The sequence below is a fragment of the Fortiea sp. LEGE XX443 genome (genome assembly GCF_015206815.1).
Classification (GTDB): Bacteria; Cyanobacteriota; Cyanobacteriia; order Cyanobacteriales; family Nostocaceae; genus Nostoc_B.
In genome coordinates, this window is the sequence record NZ_JADEXZ010000029.1 from 36315 (window position 1) to 57787 (window position 21473).

19 protein-coding genes are annotated in these 21473 nt (G+C 41.6%); 17 read left to right on the plus strand and 2 right to left on the minus strand.

Annotated elements, in window-relative coordinates; all coding sequences use genetic code 11:
- Positions 1-486 precede the first annotated feature (486 nt).
- The 13 genes from IQ259_RS13150 to IQ259_RS13210 all read left to right on the plus strand — a co-directional run bounded on the left by IQ259_RS13150 (position 487) and on the right by IQ259_RS13210 (position 16912).
- On the plus strand, positions 487-2109 hold the full coding sequence (locus tag IQ259_RS13150) for a ferredoxin--nitrite reductase (protein ID WP_193885369.1): 1623 nt from the start codon (positions 487-489) through the stop codon (positions 2107-2109).
- Between the two features lie 207 nt (positions 2110-2316).
- Entirely contained in the window at positions 2317-3636 is a 1320-nt protein-coding gene (locus IQ259_RS13155; protein ID WP_193885371.1) for a CmpA/NrtA family ABC transporter substrate-binding protein, read from the plus strand.
- 131 nt (positions 3637-3767) lie between these two features.
- The gene (ntrB, locus tag IQ259_RS13160; RefSeq protein ID WP_193885373.1) at positions 3768-4607 is read left to right on the plus strand and encodes a nitrate ABC transporter permease; all 840 of its coding nucleotides are present in this window, start codon (positions 3768-3770) and stop codon (positions 4605-4607) included.
- Positions 4608-4718: 111 nt separating this feature from the next.
- Positions 4719-6704 carry a nitrate ABC transporter ATP-binding protein gene (locus IQ259_RS13165; RefSeq protein ID WP_193885375.1) on the plus strand — a complete coding sequence of 662 codons (1986 nt, stop codon included), beginning with the start codon at positions 4719-4721 and terminating at the stop codon, positions 6702-6704.
- Positions 6705-6811: 107 nt separating this feature from the next.
- Entirely contained in the window at positions 6812-7648 is an 837-nt protein-coding gene (locus IQ259_RS13170) for a nitrate ABC transporter ATP-binding protein (RefSeq protein ID WP_193885377.1), read from the plus strand.
- A 94-nt stretch (positions 7649-7742) separates the two neighbouring features.
- A complete protein-coding gene (locus IQ259_RS13175) occupies positions 7743-9242 on the plus strand; it encodes a NarK family nitrate/nitrite MFS transporter (RefSeq protein ID WP_193885379.1) in 1500 nt (499 codons plus the stop codon).
- Between the two features lie 280 nt (positions 9243-9522).
- On the plus strand, positions 9523-11748 hold the full coding sequence (locus IQ259_RS13180; RefSeq protein ID WP_193885381.1) for a molybdopterin oxidoreductase family protein: 2226 nt from the start codon (positions 9523-9525) through the stop codon (positions 11746-11748).
- 280 nt (positions 11749-12028) lie between these two features.
- Complete coding sequence (locus IQ259_RS13185) at positions 12029-12487, plus strand: phosphate-starvation-inducible PsiE family protein (protein ID WP_193885419.1); 459 nt, start codon at positions 12029-12031, stop codon at positions 12485-12487.
- Positions 12488-12576: 89 nt separating this feature from the next.
- On the plus strand, positions 12577-13029 hold the full coding sequence (locus IQ259_RS13190; protein WP_193885383.1) for a nitrate reductase associated protein: 453 nt from the start codon (positions 12577-12579) through the stop codon (positions 13027-13029).
- 76 nt (positions 13030-13105) lie between these two features.
- Positions 13106-13705: a DJ-1/PfpI family protein gene (locus tag IQ259_RS13195; protein WP_193885385.1), complete on the plus strand. Its 600-nt coding sequence runs from the start codon at positions 13106-13108 to the stop codon at positions 13703-13705.
- A gap of 408 nt (positions 13706-14113) precedes the next feature.
- Entirely contained in the window at positions 14114-15493 is a 1380-nt protein-coding gene (locus IQ259_RS13200) for a PrsW family glutamic-type intramembrane protease (protein WP_193885387.1), read from the plus strand.
- 168 nt (positions 15494-15661) lie between these two features.
- Positions 15662-16063, plus strand: a complete 402-nt coding sequence (locus IQ259_RS13205) for a metal-sensitive transcriptional regulator (protein ID WP_193885389.1) — start codon at positions 15662-15664, stop codon at positions 16061-16063.
- 495 nt (positions 16064-16558) lie between these two features.
- Positions 16559-16912 (plus strand): hypothetical protein, encoded by a 354-nt coding sequence (locus IQ259_RS13210; RefSeq protein ID WP_193885390.1) that lies wholly within the window; start codon positions 16559-16561, stop codon positions 16910-16912.
- A gap of 212 nt (positions 16913-17124) precedes the next feature.
- On the opposite strand, the gene IQ259_RS13215 is transcribed toward IQ259_RS13210, so the two are convergent.
- Entirely contained in the window at positions 17125-17394 is a 270-nt protein-coding gene (locus IQ259_RS13215) for a hypothetical protein (RefSeq protein WP_193885392.1), read from the minus strand.
- A 182-nt stretch (positions 17395-17576) separates the two neighbouring features.
- On the opposite strand from IQ259_RS13215, the gene IQ259_RS13220 reads away from it, so the two are divergent.
- The 3 genes from IQ259_RS13220 (at position 17577) to IQ259_RS13230 (ending at position 20123) form a co-directional block, all read left to right on the plus strand.
- Positions 17577-18218 carry a hypothetical protein gene (locus IQ259_RS13220; RefSeq protein ID WP_193885394.1) on the plus strand — a complete coding sequence of 214 codons (642 nt, stop codon included), beginning with the start codon at positions 17577-17579 and terminating at the stop codon, positions 18216-18218.
- Between the two features lie 10 nt (positions 18219-18228).
- Positions 18229-19026: a pentapeptide repeat-containing protein gene (locus IQ259_RS13225; RefSeq protein WP_193885396.1), complete on the plus strand. Its 798-nt coding sequence runs from the start codon at positions 18229-18231 to the stop codon at positions 19024-19026.
- Positions 19027-19520: 494 nt separating this feature from the next.
- A complete protein-coding gene (locus tag IQ259_RS13230) occupies positions 19521-20123 on the plus strand; it encodes a superoxide dismutase (protein WP_193885398.1) in 603 nt (200 codons plus the stop codon).
- A 179-nt stretch (positions 20124-20302) separates the two neighbouring features.
- Here IQ259_RS13230 and IQ259_RS27570 read toward each other — a convergent pair whose 3' ends face one another.
- Positions 20303-20428, minus strand: a complete 126-nt coding sequence (locus tag IQ259_RS27570; RefSeq protein ID WP_255525380.1) for a hypothetical protein — start codon at positions 20426-20428, stop codon at positions 20303-20305.
- 42 nt (positions 20429-20470) lie between these two features.
- Here IQ259_RS27570 and IQ259_RS13235 point away from each other — a divergent pair, with 42 nt between their 5' ends.
- Positions 20471-21313, plus strand: a complete 843-nt coding sequence (locus IQ259_RS13235; protein WP_193885400.1) for an FAD-binding domain-containing protein — start codon at positions 20471-20473, stop codon at positions 21311-21313.
- Positions 21314-21473 lie beyond the last annotated feature (160 nt).

A 21473-nucleotide genomic window follows, 5' to 3' on the forward strand; every position in this document is an offset into this window, starting at 1 on the left:
AAATCTATCAGGTTGCATCACTAATTTACTCAATGTGATGCAGAAAACGCATATATATCATCCGTAATTAGCAATTATACTAGAAATTTGTAGCTATTTATACGATTTTAGCAGAAATCCCACCTTAACCTTAGAAGTATCGAAATTGTTACATAAACAATTGCCTTATTTACTTGTCTAACTCCCCCAATGTCAAAAAATACAAATTAACTCTCCTCCACTTACGAGGCCGCGTTCATTGTCAATAAAGCACTCATTCCAAATAGCCAAAAAGTTTATTCTATAAGCTTTTTGACTTTTGACTTTTGACTTCCGCCTTGCGGCACTAGCCTGTCATTAAGTAGCCAATAAATTATCTGAGCAATAAATATCTATCAGTTTCAAATTATCGAACCTCGTAGAACAGAAAACTACGGGTTGATTGATATTGGGTAACTACCGCCTGAAGTTCTCACTGGATTAGCAATTTGCAATGAGAGTTAGCTCATGACAGATACAGGAACTACCACCAAAACCAGCCTCAATAAATTTGAAAAACTCAAAGCTGAAAAAGACGGACTTGCCGTTAAAGCGGAGATCGAAAAATTTGCCGCTTTGGGTTGGGAAGCAATGGACGAAACCGATCGCGATCATCGGCTCAAGTGGGTAGGAGTATTTTTCCGCCCAGTTACCCCAGGTAAATTCATGATGCGGATGCGGATGCCTAACGGTATCCTTACCAGCGATCAAATGCGTGTGTTAGCAGAAGTATTGCAGCGTTACGGCGATGACGGTAGCGCTGACATTACTACAAGACAGAATCTTCAATTGCGGGGCATCAAAATTGAAGATTTACCCGATATCTTCCATAAACTTCACGCTGTCGGTTTAACCACTGTTCAATCAGGGATGGATAACGTCCGCAACATCACTGGTGATCCCGTAGCTGGGCTGGATGCCGATGAATTATACGATACGCGAGATTTGGTGCAGCAAATTCAAGATATGCTCACCAATAAAGGAGAAGGCAACCCAGAGTTTAGCAATCTCCCACGCAAATTTAATATTGCTATTACTGGTGGACGAGACAATTCAGTTCACGCCGAAATTAACGACTTGGCATTTGTGCCAGCCTATCAAGAAGCAGAGGAGCAGGGGAGCAGGGAGCAAGGGGGAAATTTTGCTGTAAGTTCCTCTTCCCACTCAGCACTCCAATTCGGCTTCAACATCTTAGTTGGTGGCTTTTTCTCAGCTAAACGCTGTGATGCTGCAATTCCCTTAAATGCTTGGGTAGCGCCGGAAGATGTCGTGGCTGTATGTCGAGCCGTTTTAGAAGTGTTTCGAGATAAGGGTTCACGGGCTAACCGCCTGAAATCTCGTCTAATGTGGCTGATTGATGAATGGGGTATAGATAAATTTCGCGCCGAAGTCGAACAACGTTTAGGTAAATCCTTATTACCCGCAGCCGCCAAAGACGAAATCGACTGGGAAAAACGTGACCATATCGGTGTATACAAACAAAAACAACCAGGATTGAACTATATAGGTTTGCACATTCCCGTTGGGCGGTTGTATGCCGAAGATATGTTTGAAATTGCCAGATTAGCAGAAGTTTACGGCAGTGGTGAAATCAGACTAACAGTTGAGCAAAACATCATCATTCCCAATATTTCAGACGCGTGTCTAACAACATTGCTGACAGAACCTTTACTAGAAAGATTTTCGATCAATCCTGGGGCATTAGCGCGATCGCTAGTATCCTGCACCGGCGCACAATTTTGCAACTTCGCCCTCATCGAAACCAAAAACCGCGCCCTAGCAACTGTTAAAGCTTTAGAAGCAGACTTAACCTTCACCCAAGCAGTTCGCATTCACTGGACTGGTTGCCCCAACTCCTGCGGACAGCCACAAGTTGCAGACATCGGCTTAATGGGTACAAAAGCGCGTAAAGATGGCAAAGCAGTAGAAGGCGTAGACATCTATATGGGCGGTAAAGTCGGCAAAGAGGCTCATCTAGGCACTTGCGCCATTAAAGGAATACCCTGCGAAGACTTGCAACCAGTACTACAAGACTTACTCATCAAACACTTCGGCGCACAACTCAAACAAGAAGCCTTAGTAGAAGTCTGAAGTATGTAGACGCGCTCTGCACGGCTTCCCGCAGGGTAGGCTGAAGTATGAAACTTTATGCTTCTGTCTTCCACTTTATTTCTGTAACTTACGCAAACCCTCTTACCTTTCGCGCTCTTTGCGCGGCAGTTGCTTCAAGTCGGCGGAGCCGCCCAACGCACTGCCTCGCCTCTGCGGTTCGTAACTCCTACAAATAACAAAAGACAAATGACAAATCTTTCCAGACGCAAATTTATTTACACCACAAGTGCAGCCGCCGCCGCTTCCATCATCGTGCATGGCTGCTCCACCAACAACACAACCACCACCGAAGGAAACACACCATCTGCCGCACCAGCAGCGAATGTCTCCACCTCTAGTAATGCTCCCAAAGTCGAGACAACCAAAGCCAAACTAGGATTTATCGCCCTCACCGATTCTGCACCCTTAATTATTGCCAAAGAAAAAGGTTTCTTTGCCAAATACGGTATGACAGATGTCGAAGTCATCAAACAAAAATCTTGGCCTGTCACCCGCGACAACTTAAAAATCGGTTCAGCTGGCGATGGCATTGACGGCGCACACATCCTTAGCCCCATGCCTTATTTAATGACCATCAACGATAAAGTGCCAATGTATATTTTGGCGCGATTGAATACAAATGGTCAGGCTATTTCCGTTGCCAATAAATTTAAAGAACTTCAAGTCAATTTACAAAGCAAAGCACTTAAAGAATCTGCCGATAAAGCCAAAGCTGATAAAAAATCTTTAAAAGCTGGGATTACATTTCCTGGTGGAACACATGATTTATGGATGCGCTATTGGTTAGCTGCCGGTGGTATTAACCCAGATCAAGATATGGTTTTAGAACCTGTACCACCACCACAAATGGTTGCCAATATGAAAGTCGGTACTGTTGATACTTTCTGTGTTGGTGAACCTTGGAACGCTCAATTAGTGAGCCAAAAATTAGGTTACACAGCCTTAGTAACAGGCGAATTGTGGAATAATCATCCAGAAAAAGCCTTTGCTATGCGCCAAGATTGGGTTGATAAAAATCCCAACGCAACACAAGCATTATTAATGGCAGTTTTAGAAGCACAACAATGGTGTGACAAACTAGAAAACAAAGAAGAAATGTGCAAAATCTGTGCTGATCGCAAATATTTTAATGTTGCTGCCGCAGATATTGTAGAACGGGCTAAAGGCAATATTGATTATGGGGATGGTCGCACAGAAAAAGAATTTGCATATCGGATGAAATTCTGGTCTGATAATGCTTCTTATCCTTATAAGAGTCACGATATTTGGTTTGTAACTGAAGACATCCGTTGGGGTTATTTGCCGAAAGATACCAAAGTTAAAGAAATTGTTGATCAGGTAAATAAAGAAGATTTGTGGAAAAAGGCTGCTAAGGCGATCGGTGTTCCTGATTCCGAAATTCCTACTAACAGTTCTCGTGGTGTTGAAACTTTCTTTGATGGCGTGAAATTTGATCCTGAGAAACCTGAAGAATATTTACAAGGTTTGAAAATTAAGAAAGTGTAGTTATCAGAAAGCCTCTGTGTAACTTTGCGTTAAAAAAACTAAATAGGAATTTTTTATCGAACTGCAAAGGGCGCAAAGAAGAAAGAGTTTGAAAAGTTAATTTACTGATTTTCTAGAGGAAAAATAAGACAATGACTGCTATTACTGGAAGTCGCGCGTTTAGAAAAAAGCCGCAAAAGGCGATTAGTAAATTTATTATGAAAAAAGTTGTGCCGCCTTTGGTTGCACTAGCTATTTTTCTGGTAATTTGGCAATTACTTTGTTTAAATCCTAATTTTAAATTGCCGGGGCCAATAGAAACTTTTACTGAAACTTTTGATCCTTTTATTATTCACCCATTTTTTGATAATGGTGAAAGTGATAAGGGTTTGGGTTGGCAAATTCTTACTAGTTTAGGACGAGTTGGTTTAGGTTTTTCTTTATCGGTAATTGTGGGGATTACACTGGGAATTTTAATTGGTGCTAATCAGTTTGTATATAATGCTGTAGATCCGATATTTCAAGTGTTGCGGACTGTACCGCCTTTGGCATGGTTGCCGATTTCTTTAGCGGCATTTCAACAAGCTAATCCTTCTGCGATTTTTGTGATTTTTATTACGTCGATTTGGCCGATTATTATTAATACAACAGTTGGTGTGCAGCAAATTCCTCAAGATTATGTGAATGTAGCCAGGGTTTTAAAACTAAAAGGTGCAAAGTATTTCTTGAAAATAGTTTTTCCGGCGACTGTGCCTTATATATTTACGGGGTTACGCATTGGCATTGGTTTGTCTTGGTTGGCAATTGTGGCGGCGGAAATGTTAGTCGGTGGTGTGGGCATTGGTTCGTTTATTTGGGATGCTTACAATACGACGACGGAAACAAATTTGAGTGAGATTATTTTGGCGTTGATATATGTTGGTTTGGTTGGGTTGCTGTTAGATAGATTGGTCGGTTTTATTGCTAGTAAAATGGTGGCAGAACAGAAGTAGTCAAGAGTTAATAATCTCTATTAAACGAACCGCAGAGGCACAGAGAGCGCAGAGAAAGAGAGGTTTATAGAGAACGAGTATTAGAAACAAATGACAAAGGACAAATGACAAATGACTACTTTTGTTGAAGTTGACCACGTTGATAGAATTTTTGATTTGCCGAATGGTGGGAAATATATCGCCCTGAAAAATATTGAGTTGAAAATCAGTCAGGGTGAATTTGTTTCTTTAATTGGACATTCTGGTTGCGGTAAGTCTACTTTACTCAATATTATTGCGGGTCTAGATAGGGCTAGTATTGGCGGCGTGACTTTGGAAGGTAAGGAAATTCGAGAACCTAGTCCAGACAGGATGGTGGTGTTTCAAAATTACTCGTTGCTTCCCTGGTTAACGGTGCGGGAAAATATTGCTTTGGCTGTGGATGAGGTTTATCAAAATAAATCGAAACGCGATCGCTTGTCCATCATCGAAGAGCATATCGATATGGTGGGCTTGCGTCTGGCGGCGAAGAAGCGTCCCAGTGAGTTATCTGGGGGGATGAAACAACGAGTTGCGATCGCCCGTGCTTTGGCTATTCGTCCGAAGTTGTTATTGCTAGATGAACCTTTTGGTGCTTTAGACGCGCTCACACGGGGGAGTTTGCAAGAGCAGTTAATGAAAATCTGCAATGAGCATAATGTTACTTGTGTGATGGTAACTCATGATGTGGATGAAGCATTATTGTTGAGCGATCGCATCGTTATGCTCACTAATGGCCCAGAAGCACACATTGGGCAAATTCTGGAAGTACCTATTCCTCGCCCTCGTCAACGTTTGGAAGTCGTTAATCATCCCAGTTACTACAATCTGCGAAATGAGATGATTTACTTCCTCAACCAACAAAAGCAAGCCAAGAAACGCCAAGCGCAGCAAACAGCCGCATCTGTGGCGGTATCTCCAAGAGGTTTAGAAAAAGTTAACCTCGAAATTGGCTTTTTACCTTTGACTGATTCTGCACCTTTAATTGTGGCTCAAGAAAAAGGTTTTTTTGCTCAATATGGTTTAGAAATAACTCTCTCTCGTGCAGCCAATTGGAATGAAATCGCCAAAGGTGTTGCTACAGGCTCCTTAGACGCAGCCCAGATGGTTGCAGGAATGCCTTTAGCGCTAACTTTAGGTGCTGGTGGTAAAAAACCAATTCCAGTTGTTAACGCTCTTAATCTTTCCCGGAATGCTAACGCTATCACCTTAAGTAAAAGGCTGTATAGCGAAGGTGTAAGAAATTTAGCCGACCTCAAAGCTGCCATTAATGCTACTCCCGACCAAATTTTGACCTTGGGAGTCGTTCATCCTACATCTATGCAGAACTTAATTCTGCGTTATTGGTTAGCGGCGGGCGGGATTAATCCTGATATAGATGTTAGTTTAACTGCGATCGCACCAACAGAAATGGTCACTCAACTTAAAGCCGGAACCATTGACGGTTACTGTGCGGGTGAACCTTGGAGTTACATGGCGGTTCATGATGACGTAGGTTTTATTGCAGCCACCGCCCTAGAAATTTGGTCAGGACAGCCCAAAAAAGTATTAGGAGTGCGGGAAGAATGGGCGCAGCAGTATCCCGAAACTTACTTAGCCCTCATTAAAGCCCTCCTAGAAGCTTGCAAATATTGTGATGACCTCCGCAACCGCGAAGAAATTCTGCAATTAATTTCCCGTCCTGAATACCTCAACGTCAATCCTGCATACATTCGCCCAGGCTTCACCGATCCCTACGATCGCGGCGACGGTACACAACCCCAATCACTCACAGCCTACAACCAGTTTTACCTAAACAAAACTAACTATCCCAACCGCACTGAAATCTTATGGATGGTAACTCAACTAGCACGCTGGGGCTTAACACCCTTCCCGAAAAACTGGGTAGAAGTTATCGAAAGAGTCTGCCGTGCAGACATATTTGGTGCAGCCGCCCGCGACCTCGGCTTACTCGATACTGGCTACGACGACCCCATTCACCTATTCGACGGTAAAACTTTTAACCCCTCCGAACCTCTAGAGTATCTCAAAGGCTTGGAAATCAAGCGAGATATACGGATTGAGGAAGTCTTTATTTAGTAACAAAATAACGAACCACAGAGGCGCAGAGAACACAGAGGAATAAAAGTTTAAGAGAGTTCTTACGTAGGTCTTAATAAATTCATTTAGCAAAACCAAAAAATATCATGCAAATAATAAACAAAAATACTCAACTCAAACAACCACAAACCAAAGCAGATAACTTCCTTGTAATCGAAGGCGTAAGCAAAATTTACCCAACTCCCGAAGGCCCTTTCACCGTCCTCGATGGTATTGATCTCAAAGTACGTGAAGGCGAATTTGTTTGTTTAATTGGTCATTCTGGCTGCGGTAAATCCACCCTCCTCAACATGGTTTCAGGCTTCAACACTCCTACCGATGGTGTTGTCATGCTGCAAGACCAACCCATCACCGAACCAGGGCCAGACCGGATGATGGTATTTCAAAACTATTGCTTACTTCCTTGGCTGAGTGTTTTTGAGAACGTTTATCTAGCTGTTGATTCCGTATTTCCTAAAAAGCCCCAAGCAGAAAAACGCGCCATTGTTAGAGAACACTTAGCAATGGTGGGACTCACAGAAGCCGCCGACAAGAAACCGCATCAGATTTCTGGGGGGATGAAACAGCGAGTTGCGATCGCTCGCGCCCTTTCTATCCGTCCCCAAGTCTTAATTCTGGATGAACCCTTCGGTGCATTAGACGCAATCACCAAAGAAGAATTGCAAGAAGAATTACTGCAAATCTGGACTGACCATCAAGTTACCGTCTTGATGATTACTCACGACATTGATGAGGCGCTTTTCCTAGCCGACAGAGTGGTGATGATGACTAATGGCCCGGCTGCTCAAATCGGTGAAGTTTTAGAGATTCCCTTTTCTCGTCCCCGCAACCGTCGCCGCATCATGGAAGACCCAGAATACTACAACCTGCGGAACTACGCCCTCGATTTCCTTTATCGTCGATTTGCCCATGATGAACAGTGAACAGTAAACAGTAAACAGTGAACAGTAAACAGTGAACAGTGAACAGTGAATTGATAACTGATAACTGATAACTGATAAAATTAGGAAGATTGGAATGCTGAAAAATTTATTTTCATTCAGGGATCGTTATCGCATCTTACATCAGACTTGGTTTGCCTTTTTTCTCACCTTTGTTTGTTGGTTTAACTTTGCTCCGTTTGCTACCACCATTGGTAAAGAATTACATTTAGCACCTGAGCAAATTAAAACTATAGGAATTTGTAATTTAGCCTTAACAATTCCCGCGCGGCTAATTATTGGGATGCTGTTAGACCGTTTCGGCCCCAGAATTACCTATTCAATATTGTTGATGTTTGCGGCTGTTCCCTGTCTAGCTACGGCGTTCTCACAGGATTTTAACCAACTAGTAATTAGCCGCTTGTTAATGGGAATTGTCGGTTCTGGGTTCGTCGTCGGTATCCGCATGGTAGCTGAATGGTTCCCGCCGAAAGAAATGGGAAGCGCCCAAGGTATTTACGGCGGTTGGGGTAACTTTGGGGCTTTCGGTGCAGAATTTGCTTTACCGATGATTGCTGTTGCTACTAGCTTTTTGGCTGGTGGCGCTTCTAACTGGCGGTTGGCGATCGCTCTTACTGGTATCATAGCTGCTATCTATGGCGTGATTTACTTCAACAGCGTTCAAGACACGCCTGCTGGCAAAGTCTACAAGCGACCAAAGAAAAATGGTGCTTTGGAAGTTACCAGTGTCAAAAGTTTCTGGGCGATGATTGTTTCAAATTTTGGTTTAATCTTCGCCCTTGGTTTATTAGCTTGGCGGTTAGAACAAAAGAATATTCACTTCTTAACTCTGGGTCAAATGTATTTAGTTTGGTTAGCATTATTAGGATTATTTGCTTACCAAACTTACAAAGCTTACGAAGTTAACAAAGAACTATTAATTGGCAAAAAAACTTACGCCCCTACACAGCGTTATAACTTTAGCCAAGTAGCGATACTCGAATTTACTTACGTAACTAACTTTGGTTCAGAATTAGCAGCTGTTTCCATGCTACCAGCCTTCTTTGAAAGAACCTTTGGTTTAGAACACGTAGTTGCAGGCATGATTGCGGCAACTTATCCATTTTTAAACTTAGTTTCTCGTCCCAGTGGTGGGGTGATTTCTGATAAATTTGGTTCTCGCAAATGGACAATGACAATTATTTCAGTTGGCATTGGTGTTGGCTATTTGATGGCACATTTTATTAATGGTAACTGGCCAATTCCACTAGCGATCGCAGTTACTATGTTTTGTGCTTACTTTGCCCAAGCAGGCTGCGGTGCAACCTACGGTATTGTTCCCCTCATCAAAAAAGAAGCCACCGGACAAATTGCAGGTAACGTCGGCGCTTACGGTAATTTTGGCGGCGTAGTTTACCTGACAATTTACAGCTTAACTGATGCACCAACCCTATTTTCCACAATGGCCATAGCAGCATTGATTTGTGCTTTTATGTGTGCTTTCTTCCTCAAAGAACCACAAGATTCCTTTGATGGTGCGCCGGAAGAATCAGCAGAAGCTTCAAATCAACAATCAACAATTTTAGCTGAAGAATAACCTCGGAAAATCAAGGATGAAATTATTAACGTAGGTATTTAAACCCCTCTCCGCGTCAGAGAGGGGTTGGGAGAGGTTCATCAAACTCACGTTTATTTAGCTAATTTCATCCTGATTTTTTTATTTAATGCTATGTGCATCAGCGGTTAATAATTAATCTCTATTACTAATAACTTAAATTATTTTTATCAAAACCACATATGAACACAGATAAATTATCTGTGTCTACTCTTCAAAAATAATTGTGTCTACTCTTCAAAAATAATAAAGTGGTGCTGCAATGACTGACTTTACTAAAACTCTTTGTCCATACTGCGGCGTTGGCTGTGGTTTAGAAGTTTCTCCGCCAGCGCAACTTAACAAAGCCACTAATCGAGATAGTCAAGGAAATCCTATTTGGCGAGTCCGAGGCGATAAATCGCACCCATCAAGCCAGGGTATGGTATGCGTTAAAGGTGCAACGATCGCTGAATCTTTAGATAAAAATCGATTACACTACCCAATGGTAAGAGACTCTTTAGATCAAGAGTTCCGGCGAGTTAGTTGGGATGAAGCTTTTGATCTCATCACCAAACGCATTCAAACTGTACGCTTTACCCAAGGGACAGAAACTATATGTATGTATGGTTCCGGTCAATTTCAAACCGAGGACTATTACACTGCCCAAAAACTTTTGAAAGGTTGTTTAGGAACTAACAATTTTGATGCTAATTCACGGTTATGTATGTCCAGTGCTGTAGCTGGATATATTCAAAGTTTTGGTGCTGATGGGCCGCCCTGCTGCTATGAAGATTTAGAATTAACTGATTGTGCATTTTTAATTGGTACAAATACGGCGGAATGTCATCCAATAGTTTTTAATAGACTGGAAAAATACCACAGAAAAAACCGCAAAGTAAAAATGATTGTGGTTGATCCTCGGCGTACACCCACCGCAGAAGCAGCAGATTTACACTTAGCAATTCGTCCTGGTACAGATATCGATTTGTTAAATGGTATCGCTCATTTATTGATGCGTTGGAAACTCATCGATGTAGGATTTATCGACGACTGCACCAGCAATTTTTCTGCATACACTGAAGTAATTCGCCACTATCCCCCCGAAGTGGTAGCGCATCAATGTGGTATCAGCATCGAAGATTTAGAAACCGCAGCCCGCTACTGGAGTCAATCAAAGCGGGTATTATCTTTGTGGTCAATGGGTGTAAATCAGTCAAGTGAAGGTACAGCAAAAGTCAGAACCATCATTAATCTACACCTAATGACCGGACAAATCGGTAAGCCAGGGGCGGGGCCGTTTTCACTCACTGGCCAGCCGAACGCGATGGGAGGTAGAGAAGCCGGAGGTTTAGCCCATTTATTACCTGGTTATCGTTTGGTAAAAAATGACCAGCATCGCGCCGAAGTCGAAAATTTTTGGGGACTAAAACCAGGGCAAATTTCACCTAATCCTGGTTTGACAGCTTGGGATATGATTACAGGCTTGGAAACTGGCCATGTGGGTGTACTGTGGATTGCAGCTACTAATCCAGCTGTAAGTATGCCAGATTTAGAACGCACAAAGAAAGCGTTATTGCGATCGCCTTTCACTATTTACCAAGACGCATATTACCCCACAGAAACTGCGGCTTACGCCCACGTCCTGTTACCTGCTGCCCAGTGGGGTGAAAAAACTGGGGTGATGACCAATTCTGAACGCCGGGTAACTCTATGTCCAGCATTTCGTCAACCGCCAAGAGAAGCCAAAGCCGACTGGGAAATTTTTGCGGAAGTCGGACGGCGCTTGGGTTTTGCAGATAAATTTGCCTTCGCTAACTCTGCACAGGTTTACGCCGAGTTTGCCCAACTGACGAAAAATCGCCCATGCGATATGTCTGGTATTAGTCATGAACAATTGCAAAAACAAGGCCCCATACAGTGGCCTCATCCCGCACTAGTAAATGGAGAGAAATCATCGTCTTCCTCTACACCCTACACCCTACACCCTACACCCGCTAAAAGACTCTATACCGATTTACACTTCCACACCTCCGATGGTCGCGCCAGATTTGGGGCATATTACTCTAAAGGGTTAGCAGAACCACCAGACCCCAATTATCCTTTTGTGTTAACCACTGGAAGACTTTACGGACATTGGCACACCCAAACACGTACTGGCCGCATTGAAAAAATTCGCTCAATGCACCCCGAACCATTTATGGAAATTCATCCCCGTGATGCAGCTAAGTTAGGGATTACTGATAATCAGTTGATAGAAGCGCGATCGCGTCGTGGTCAAGCTTATTTTCCCGCAAAAGTGACTAAAGCGATCGCACCTGGTACAGTATTTGTCCCTATGCACTGGGGCGCACTATGGGCTAATGAGGCTGAAGTCAACGCCCTCACCCATCCTGAAGCTTGTCCCGATTCTTTACAACCAGAATTAAAAGCCTGTGCAGTGCAACTAGCACCGGTTTCTCTAGAAGTTACAAGCAAAAATTATCAACTTCAATCCTCGCAATGGTGATCTGCTTGGTATATCCTTAAACAAGAAATTGGTAATTAAGAATTGGTATTTGGTGATTCAATCAATAGACTATAGTCAATGGTAGTAATTAGAATTACTAATCTTTCAGACTTAGTTATAAACAATACCAGTTTGAAAAAATAATGCAGCAAATATAGGATGTATAAGCAAAAAGTCTTACACTTCCATAGATGATTGAGATATTGTAAATATTTTTTGAATTGATATTACCTCTGCTTTATTACCAGTTTCTTGTTGAGTTAAAACCAGGATGCAGCAGATGAAAAAATTATTGAAAAACATCTTAGAAACTACCAAAGATGAAAACTTTATGCACGTTGTTGAAAATATTGAGGTAATAGTTTCTAAAATTTTATCTGTTTTAATGGTGCTAGTAATTTTGGTGGCGATCGGAGATTTAGGTGTTTTTCTTGTTAAAGAGTTATTCGACACTCCTTATGGCAAATTTAACACAACATTATTTAAAATATTTGGATTATTTTTGAATATTTTAATTGCCTTAGAAATTTTAGAAAACATCACAGCTTACTTACGAAAACATGTTTTTCAGGTTGAGTTAGTCATCGTCACCTCTTTAATTGCCGTAGCTCGTAAAATCATTATTCTTGATTTAGAAAAAGTTTCTGGTATTGATATAATTGGTTTAGGTATTGCCATTTTGGCTTTATCAATTAGCTATTTAATAATTCGTTCTAGTAATTCTAAACGGTCACACTAATGAGTGAATTTTGACATTTTAAAAAATGTCTTTATATTAATGTGAAGATAAAACAATCTTCGCAAATGTATTTTTAAATTAGTTAAAATATGACATTTTTTTTTGAATTTGAAGCAGATTTTGTAAATACTCTACGCTGCATACCCATGCAAGTGCGATACAAATTAGATACTTGTGGAATTAAACTCAAGCTATCTGATTGGCTGCAAATGACTCAAGATGAGCATGAAGCTTTAGTTGAACTGCCTTGTGCTACACAAACAGAAATTGAAACTTATCGAGAATATCTCCAGCAACTCATTTTAGAAAGAACAGGTACACCTGCGGCACAACTACCAATAGAACCTTATCCTGCATGGATGGACTCTAGCACTGTACCAGTTGCTCTGCAAGAAAAAGCCCAAGAAATAGGTGTTAACTTAACTTTAGAACAGTGGACTACTTTAACTCCCTTACAGCGATTTGCCTTAATTAAACTCAGTCGTCCCAGTCATGAAAATAAAAATTTTCCCAGAGCTATAGCAGAATTTCATCTGCTTTAATAAGTCAGTAGTTCATAGTTAATAGTTCAGAGTGATTCACAATTGACCAATAACTAAAAACTGAGGATAACAAAACATGGCGGCTAAGAAAATTTTGATGCTGGTTGGCGACTTTGTAGAAGACTATGAAGTTATGGTTCCGTTCCAAGCTTTGCAAATGGTGGGACACACTGTTCATACAGTTTGTCCTGAGAAGAAAGCAGGCGACAAAATACGAACCGCCATTCATGATTTTGAAGGAGACCAAACTTATAGTGAAAAACCTGGTCACAACTTTACTTTAAATGCTACCTTTGCCGAGGTGGATGTTAATACCTACGATGCGCTTGTAGTCCCTGGAGGACGCGCACCAGAATATATCCGCTTAAATCAGAAGGTGCTAGAAATTACTCGTCACTTTGCTCATACAAATAAGCCTATAGCTGCGATTTGTCATGGGTTACAGTTATTAGCGGCAGCCGATGTTCTGCAAGGTAAAAGTTGCACAGCTTACCCAGCTTGTAGTCCAGATGTTCGTGCGGCTGGGGGTATTTATGTGCAAATCCCAGTTGATGAGGCCATAGTAGATGGAAACTTGGTGACTGCTCCCGCTTGGCCGGCTCATTCCCGTTGGCTGGCAGAATTTCTCAAAGTACTCGGTACTAAGGTCGAACATCCAGAGGTTGCGACAGTCTGAGGATGAAAAACGAAACTAGTAAAGCCTTATACTCTTTTGGGGTGTAGGGTTTCTTATTTTATTCTTTAGTCGGCTATTTTATCTTTATTGAATACTATAAAATGTGGCAAATACTACTAAATATTTCAGCCGTTGGTGGCCATTTCATTGCTGTCAGGTTTTAGTCGGATAAAAGCTATGTATTATGATGAATATGCCCCAGCAAAAAGGCACATAAGATACTCCAAGTTGCCATAATGCTTGTCAATATTGAGTTAAATGATTTTAAATTTTACATGATAAAATTTTGAATTTGTTGGCAGAGACTAAAGCTATAGTGGATTTAGCAATTCTGCTGTTGGTGTGGCTAAGGTTAAGTCATCCTACCAGAATTTCTTATGAATTAGTTTGGGAAGACACTCTAACTCGATGACAGGCAAAAACGCAAGACATAACGCATTTCTGCGGCTGGTGCCTGGTAATGCAGCAGCTTTTGGTTCAGAATCTCGTTACGCGCTACATGCAAGTAAAGAGATGGTAATTGGACGTGATCCCAGCTGTCAGGTTGTCTTGGATGCCATGATGTATCGGATGGTATCTCGTCGTCATGCTGCGGTTCGTCCTCTCTCTTCATCTCCAGATCAGAAATTTACCTGGGTAATTTGTGATTTAAACAGTGCTAATGGTACTTATCTCAATGGTAAACGTTTTTATGGGTGTCAAGAATTACAGTCAGGCGATCGCATTGCTTTAGGTAGCGATGGGCCGCAATTTATTTTTGAGTATGACTTGGTATCTCAACCAACAATGATGACCAAACAAGGCGCACCATTGCCTTCCGCAGCTAACTACCAAAATCATACCCAAATCAAACAGCCGGATTCAGTTAGCTTTACGCAGCTTTTTCCTATTATTTCTACTGGTAAAGATTTAACTCGTAAGGCTTACCTTGTACCAGGAATATTAACAGTAGTCTTTGTGGTGCTAATGTTTGCTACTGTTGGCAGGCCACAGGCTAACCAAATCATTGTCGGCACTTACATCGCCTTTGTTGTCTACTACTTTGTTTATCAACTTTGTGGCAAGCAAAAACCTTGGTGGGTGCTGATTGCTACAGCACTAACTACAGCATTAATTTTGCTCAGTCCTATCTTAGATTTATTTATCTTTGTTTTTCGTGTCGTCTTACCAGGCAATTTACCTTCACCTCAGGATTCTACTACATTGACAGAATTGCTAGTACGAATGTTCTTCGGTGCGGGGTTGATGGAGGAATTACTTAAGGCATTACCTGTACTAGGAGCGTATTTCATTGGGATTAATTTACCTTCACCTTGGCGAGAACGCATAGGTATTTGGGAACCTCTAGACGGTATCCTCCTAGGAACAGCTTCGGCATTGGGTTTCACACTTTGGGAAACGCTCGTACAGTACGTACCAAATATTACACAAAATGTTATCCAACAGGTAGGTATCGGTGCGGCTGGTCAATTGGCTGGATTGCAACTGCTCATTCCTCGTGTTTTAGGCTCTGTAGCAGGTCACATGGCTTATAGTGGCTATCTGGGGTATTTTATCGGTTTGGCTGTGCTGAAGCCAAGCAAAAGTTGGCAAATTCTCTCTATCGGTTATCTAAGTGCATCCGCACTCCATACTTTATGGAACGCCACAGGTTCTATTCATCCTTTGCTATTAGTAGTTGTTGGGGTTTTATCTTACGCTGTTTTGATGGCAGCAATTTTAAAGGCGCGGGCATTGTCACCAACGCGATCGCAAAATTTCGCTACCCGCTTTCTCGGCCCCAAGTAAATCTAAGTTAGGGCTAGGGGGTAGGGGATTTAAGCTAAGGGAGCAAGTTCTTACTCTCTGTTGATCTCAACATCTGCCGACTTCAAAAAACTTACCTTGAAAGCTACTCCCCATTCCCTATTCCTTCCTCTAGGCTAGGATCTTAGTACTACCAGTCCTTTAACACCCATGAATGGATCAAATCGATTAACTCCAGAATCCTTGCCTATCTCCCAGCAAGCAGAAAACTCCCATACTGACGATACAGATCAAAAGCATATAGATCATGTTCATGGGCATGGCGAATCAGGTCATTCTCACATCCACAGTGAAGAGTCTTTACGGAGAATTGTTAATCGGCTGTCACGTATAGAAGGTCATATTCGTGGTGTTAAAACAATGGTGCAACAAAGTAGTCCCTGTCCTGATGTATTGTTGCAGATTGCCGCAGTTAGGGGTGCATTAGATCGGGTTGCGAGAATTGTGCTAGATGAACACTTGACTGAGTGTATTGCCAGAGCAGCAAAAGATGGCAATATAGATGATGAAATTGAACAATTAAAAGCTGCTTTAGATAGATTTATGCCTTAATCGATCTTATTTAAAAGTAGCTTTAATCTTGAGATATTTGCCGAGGAATTTACAGATGTGACGAGAGTGCGTCTGTTTCAATATAACCATAATACCAATTCGTAATTAAGAAACTCTGATTTGGTATGGGTTGTGGGGTTTGAATGTGTTGCCTAATTTTAGAGAAAAGGTATAACTCAACAGAGTTTAGTTAGTGACCCACAGGTTAAGGGCGATAAGTATACAGCGTCAGGTTTCAAGAAATAATTAAGATTTAATAATTTTTACAAATTTAATTAACTCATTCGGGCTTTGATTATGTATAAATATGTTCTTCAATCAAGCTATGTTATGTATGAATTTGTTTTTTAATAAAGTAAAAAAAAATCATTGACAGGAAATTTAAATATTAAATAAGATACTGATAGACGTAGATTATATCTAATAACAAAAGTTACGCAAATTATCTGCTGAAAAAATAACAGCAAACAACACAAAAGAATTAGGACAAAATTTATGAAAGCTAAAATCATTGCTGCTTTAACAATTGTGGCAGCTGTTGTGAGCTTAGAAACCCCGGTTCACGCTCAATCACTAGCAGATCCCAATGTCAAGAGGGAAAACCATAAGATAACTGGTGATTCCCTGGAAGGAATTGGTACTAGAACAGCCCAAGATGACTTCATGAAATTTTTTGAAGGAGAAAATATAAACAGCATCGCCAACAATAATCAAAGAAATAAATTACCATCTGATGGACTGCATTTTAATCGATCAACTTTACTGCCTAGTACGTCCGTTTTCTTTCAGCCATCTTTGTCTACAGATGGTAATGATGGGTTGCAGTTGCAGTTAGATTTAGGAAGTTAAGCCCGTAAAGGACTTTCCCTAGATATAAAAGCTAGAAAATGCTAAAGGCGATAAACAACATCGCCGATTCAGAGTAATCCTATTTGATAAGTGAATACTGCGAGAGTTCAGAACCCCGGTTTCTCAAAATAAACTGGGGTTCTCTATTTTCACAAAGGACTTGGGTTTGCTGTAGCAGCATTCTGTCTGCAATTATTATGATGTCCAGTTGATTAATGATGATTCAGTGCATCTGTAAAATCTTTCTCCCCTCTGCTTCCTCTATGGTGTAAACACAAGCCCTTAATCGGCAATGTTAATGTATCGGCTTGCAATGCTAATGTATCGGCTTGCAATGTTAATGTATCAGTTTGCAATGCTAATGTATCGGCTTGCAATGCTAATGTATCGGCTTGCAATGTTAATGTATCAGTTTGCAATGTTAATGTATCAGTTTGCAATGCTAATGTATCGGCTTGCAATGCTAATGTATCGGCTTGCAAAAGTTAACCCTCCTTCTCAAAGACTTGTTTGTGTGTACACAGGAGGCTACTTCCATCTTCATTAATGAGCAGTCTTTAACCAGACATGAGATTCGAGGTATCTAACATAGCTTATGGTAGTTTAAAGTTACGTGCATATATTGCAATATGTAAACTTTACTTTATGACTGGAGAGCAAAATCTTGGGTATAGAACTACGCAGTTTCGTATTTCTTGACAGCTTGCAACCTCAACACGCAGCCTATATGGGAACAGTAGCTCAAGGTTTCTTGCCATTACCAGGAGATACATCACTGTGGATTGAAATCTCTCCGGGTATTGAAATCAATAAAATTACTGATGTAGCACTGAAAGCGGCTTCTGTTCGTCCTGGAGTCCAAGTAGTTGAAAGGCTATACGGCTTATTAGAAGTTCATTCTGGCTCCCAAGGCGAAACGCGCACAGCTGGTCAAGCCATTTTGGACATGCTAGGAGTTAGACGAGAGGAATGTCTCAAACCGCGTGTTGTTTCTAGCCAAATTATTCGCAACATTGATGCTTACCAAGCACAGCTAATTAACCGCACGCGCCGAGGACAACTACTACTAGCAGGACAAACGTTGTATGTATTGGAAGTTGAACCAGCTGCTTACGCCGCATTAGCAGCCAACGAAGCAGAGAAAGCAGCATCAATAAATATCCTGGAGGTGCAAGCTGTAGGTAGCTTTGGCAGACTGTACTTAGGTGGACAAGAACAGGATATTCTAGCAGGTGCAAGGGGAGCATTAACCGCAATTGAAAATGTAGCTGGTCGGACAAATCCCAATAGTGTCCGCCAGGAGTAAAGGAGAGAAGATGGCAAATCAAGAGCATCTGGTTTTACTGAAAGCAGGTGCAGTTACCTGGACTGAATGGAGACAGAAAAATCCTCAGATTCAACCAGACCTTAGTGCTGCAAACTTCCAAGGAGATAATCTCAGAGGGGCTAATCTCCAAAAAGTCAACTTGACTAAAGCAGATTTGAGTCATGCTTTACTCGTGCGAGCCAACCTCAGTCATGTAGATTTGAGTGGCGCAAATCTTTATCAAGCCAAGCTAATTGAAGCTAACCTGAGTGCAGCTAACTTGAGTGTGGCTAACTTAAGGGGTGCAACTTTAACACAAGCAGATTTGAGTCATGCTAACTTCATTGGTGCTGACTTGAGTGAAGCGAATTTGAAAGAAGCCGCGATCGCCAATGCTATTCTTATAGGCACTGAATTAAAAGACGCTAACCTCAGAGGTGCTGATTTAGGTGCAGCAAAACTCATCCGTGCTAACCTCGCCTACTCCAACTTAGTTGAAGCTAACTTGATTGCCGCCGATTTCTGCAAAGCCAACCTCTACGAGGCTAACTTGATTGGAGCTTACCTTTACAAAACAAATTTGTGCAATGCGAATCTCAGCCATACTCACCTAACTGGTGCATACCTATTGCAAGCTAACCTCAGTGAAGCTGACTTGACTGGTGCTAACTTGAGTTATGCTCACCTCCAAGGAGCAAACTTGGCTGGTGCTAACCTCAAAGATGCTAATCTCAAAGGTGCTAAACTTCGGGGCGCTAACCTCAGCGGCGCAAATCTTCAGGATGCAATCATATCTGAAAGTATGTGACTAATATTAAATTACATTTTTTAAGATCACTAAATAACGAGTCTTTGCGCCATTGCTCCCATCTTGTGGAGGCCAATGGTGAGGCTAAGTAGAAAGGTGCAAATAAACCGAACTATGTAACGGAAAGTAAAGTAGCTTGAAAACCTCTTCCCTTCTGCCCTCTGCCTCCTGCCTTGTCATAACGACAATTTTTAACACCGACCTACTTAATTGTTACAGGACTTACGCAACAAGTCCCTTTTTCCTTATTCACGCAACAATGCCCCTTGCAGTGATATTTGCGTAAGTCATAAAATAGTAGATGTTTTATGGATAATTCTTATTCCACATAGATTTGACTTATTGAAAAAGTCTTTTGTTTTCATCATCACTTTGGTAGTAGAATGACGATGTTAAGTTTTGTGTTCCCCTAATTAAGGACATCAAAACCTGTCGTTTCCTAAGCTTCGGCAATAGCTTTAGTCCGGAAAACACTAAAGAGAGGATTTCACAAAATGGCATTTACACAAGCCCCCTTACCTTATGACTTTAATGCTCTAGAGCCATATGGCATGAAAGGTGAGACCTTCGAGTATCACTATGGGAAGCATCATAAAGCTTATGTAGACAATCTAAACAAACTCACCGACGGTACGGAACTGGCTAATAAGTCACTGGAAGAAGTCATCCAAATCTCCTTTAAAGATTCTTCTAAGGCAGGTATCTTTAACAATGCGGCTCAAGTTTGGAACCACACCTTCTTTTGGAATAGCTTGAAGCCAGCAGGTGGCGGCGCACCTACAGGTGAACTCGCAGCCAAGATTGAAAAAGACTTTGGTGGCTTTGACAAATTCAAAGAAGAATTCTCTAATGCTGCTGCTACTCAGTTCGGTAGCGGTTGGGCTTGGCTAGTTGATGATGGTGGTACTCTCAAGGTAATTAAAACCCCCAACGCCGAAAATCCCCTAGCTCACGGCAAAAAAGCATTACTCACCCTTGATGTTTGGGAACATGCTTATTACATCGACTACCGAAATGCTCGTCCAGCATTCATCAAGAATTTCTTAGATCAATTGGTCAACTGGGAATTCGCTGCTCAAAATCTTGCTACAGCCTAATTGTCGATCAGGCACTAAGCTATCATCAGCTCATACTAAATTTATTGATCGCGAGTAAAACCCCATTCCCTTGTGGGTGGGCATGTAAGCGCGGCAAAATAAGGGGGTTCGATGCCCCCTTATTTTGCATTATTTCCGCGATGGATGGCGTACCCGCCCACCGGAGGCGATCGCATTTTTCATTTCTCCTCACGCCAGGAGTGAATCAGTTTTTCAATCTCCGCGGGGGTTTGACCATCGGCGATCGCGTCATCGATGGCCTGTTTTTGGCGTTGCGGAATAGAGATATGAATTAGTAATTTCACCTTTATTTTTATACAAATACTCAAGCGTTAAAATCACATTTTATGCTACGTAAATTTACTAGCCGCAATGAATTGATAGCCTATCTGCGTGAACAGTTCCCGCAAGCCGTAGAACGTGACGATCATATTAGCGATACTATTGGGGGACGCAAAGCTGCCCAAAAAGCCTTACAAAAAGTAAACCCAGCCACGTACAGCAAAACCCGTAATTTCTTAACAGGTGCAGTGACGCGACTTTCACCTTATATTCGCTATGGGGTTTTAAGCTTGGCAGAAATTCGGCATTATGTACTAGACAATGTAAAACATCCAGACGATGCTACTAAACTGATTAACGAATTAGGCTGGCGTGATTATTGGCAGAGATTGTATGTCAAGCTAGGTAATGGTATCTGGCAAGACCAAGAAGAATATAAAACAGGTTACACACCCCAAGAATACGCCACAGAATTACCTCAGGATATTAAAGAAGGTAGCACAGGGAGAGTTTGCATTGACAGCTTTAGCCAGGAATTGCGCCAAACTGGCTACTTACACAACCACGGCCGTATGTGGTTAGCGGCTTACATTGTCCATTGGCGACGTATTCGTTGGCAAGTTGGTGCTAAGTGGTTTTTAGAACATCTTTTAGATGGTGATCCTGCCAGTAATAATATGTCTTGGCAGTGGGTAGCCAGCACTTTTAGCCATAAACCATATTTTTTCAATCGTGAGAACTTGGAACGCTACACCGAAAGCGTTTATTGCCAGAAATGTCTGTTATGCGGACACTGTGACTTTGAAGGTAGCTATGAAGAATTAGAACAACGGCTATTTCCCAAAGGGGAATTTACCAAAAAACCGAACAGTCAAAGTTGGCAACGTGGTAAGAAAGCTAAAAACTAAGGATTTTTGCTCAACGCCCCGCTACTGCTAAAAGTAATTTGCTATGTTACTTATGTAATACAATTTTTATAAAAAAATCACCGGAGTAGTTAGATATATAGCAGTAGCCACATAGATTAGGACATCAACAAATCACAAAACCTTTACTTCAAAAGGATTT

What these genes read in the sequence shown, in the direction of transcription:
- IQ259_RS13150 (WP_193885369.1), top strand. Translation starts at nt 487, where the DNA reads ATGACAGATACAGGAACTACCACCAAAACCAGCCTCAATAAATTTGAA.
- IQ259_RS13155 (WP_193885371.1), top strand. Translation starts at nt 2,317, where the DNA reads ATGACAAATCTTTCCAGACGCAAATTTATTTACACCACAAGTGCAGCC.
- ntrB (WP_193885373.1), top strand. Translation starts at nt 3,768, where the DNA reads ATGACTGCTATTACTGGAAGTCGCGCGTTTAGAAAAAAGCCGCAAAAG.
- IQ259_RS13165 (WP_193885375.1), top strand. Translation starts at nt 4,719, where the DNA reads ATGACTACTTTTGTTGAAGTTGACCACGTTGATAGAATTTTTGATTTG.
- IQ259_RS13170 (WP_193885377.1), top strand. Translation starts at nt 6,812, where the DNA reads ATGCAAATAATAAACAAAAATACTCAACTCAAACAACCACAAACCAAA.
- IQ259_RS13175 (WP_193885379.1), top strand. Translation starts at nt 7,743, where the DNA reads ATGCTGAAAAATTTATTTTCATTCAGGGATCGTTATCGCATCTTACAT.
- IQ259_RS13180 (WP_193885381.1), top strand. Translation starts at nt 9,523, where the DNA reads ATGACTGACTTTACTAAAACTCTTTGTCCATACTGCGGCGTTGGCTGT.
- IQ259_RS13185 (WP_193885419.1), top strand. Translation starts at nt 12,029, where the DNA reads ATGAAAAAATTATTGAAAAACATCTTAGAAACTACCAAAGATGAAAAC.
- IQ259_RS13190 (WP_193885383.1), top strand. Translation starts at nt 12,577, where the DNA reads ATGACATTTTTTTTTGAATTTGAAGCAGATTTTGTAAATACTCTACGC.
- IQ259_RS13195 (WP_193885385.1), top strand. Translation starts at nt 13,106, where the DNA reads ATGGCGGCTAAGAAAATTTTGATGCTGGTTGGCGACTTTGTAGAAGAC.
- IQ259_RS13200 (WP_193885387.1), top strand. Translation starts at nt 14,114, where the DNA reads ATGACAGGCAAAAACGCAAGACATAACGCATTTCTGCGGCTGGTGCCT.
- IQ259_RS13205 (WP_193885389.1), top strand. Translation starts at nt 15,662, where the DNA reads ATGAATGGATCAAATCGATTAACTCCAGAATCCTTGCCTATCTCCCAG.
- IQ259_RS13210 (WP_193885390.1), top strand. Translation starts at nt 16,559, where the DNA reads ATGAAAGCTAAAATCATTGCTGCTTTAACAATTGTGGCAGCTGTTGTG.
- IQ259_RS13225 (WP_193885396.1), top strand. Translation starts at nt 18,229, where the DNA reads ATGGCAAATCAAGAGCATCTGGTTTTACTGAAAGCAGGTGCAGTTACC.
- IQ259_RS13230 (WP_193885398.1), top strand. Translation starts at nt 19,521, where the DNA reads ATGGCATTTACACAAGCCCCCTTACCTTATGACTTTAATGCTCTAGAG.
- IQ259_RS13235 (WP_193885400.1), top strand. Translation starts at nt 20,471, where the DNA reads ATGCTACGTAAATTTACTAGCCGCAATGAATTGATAGCCTATCTGCGT.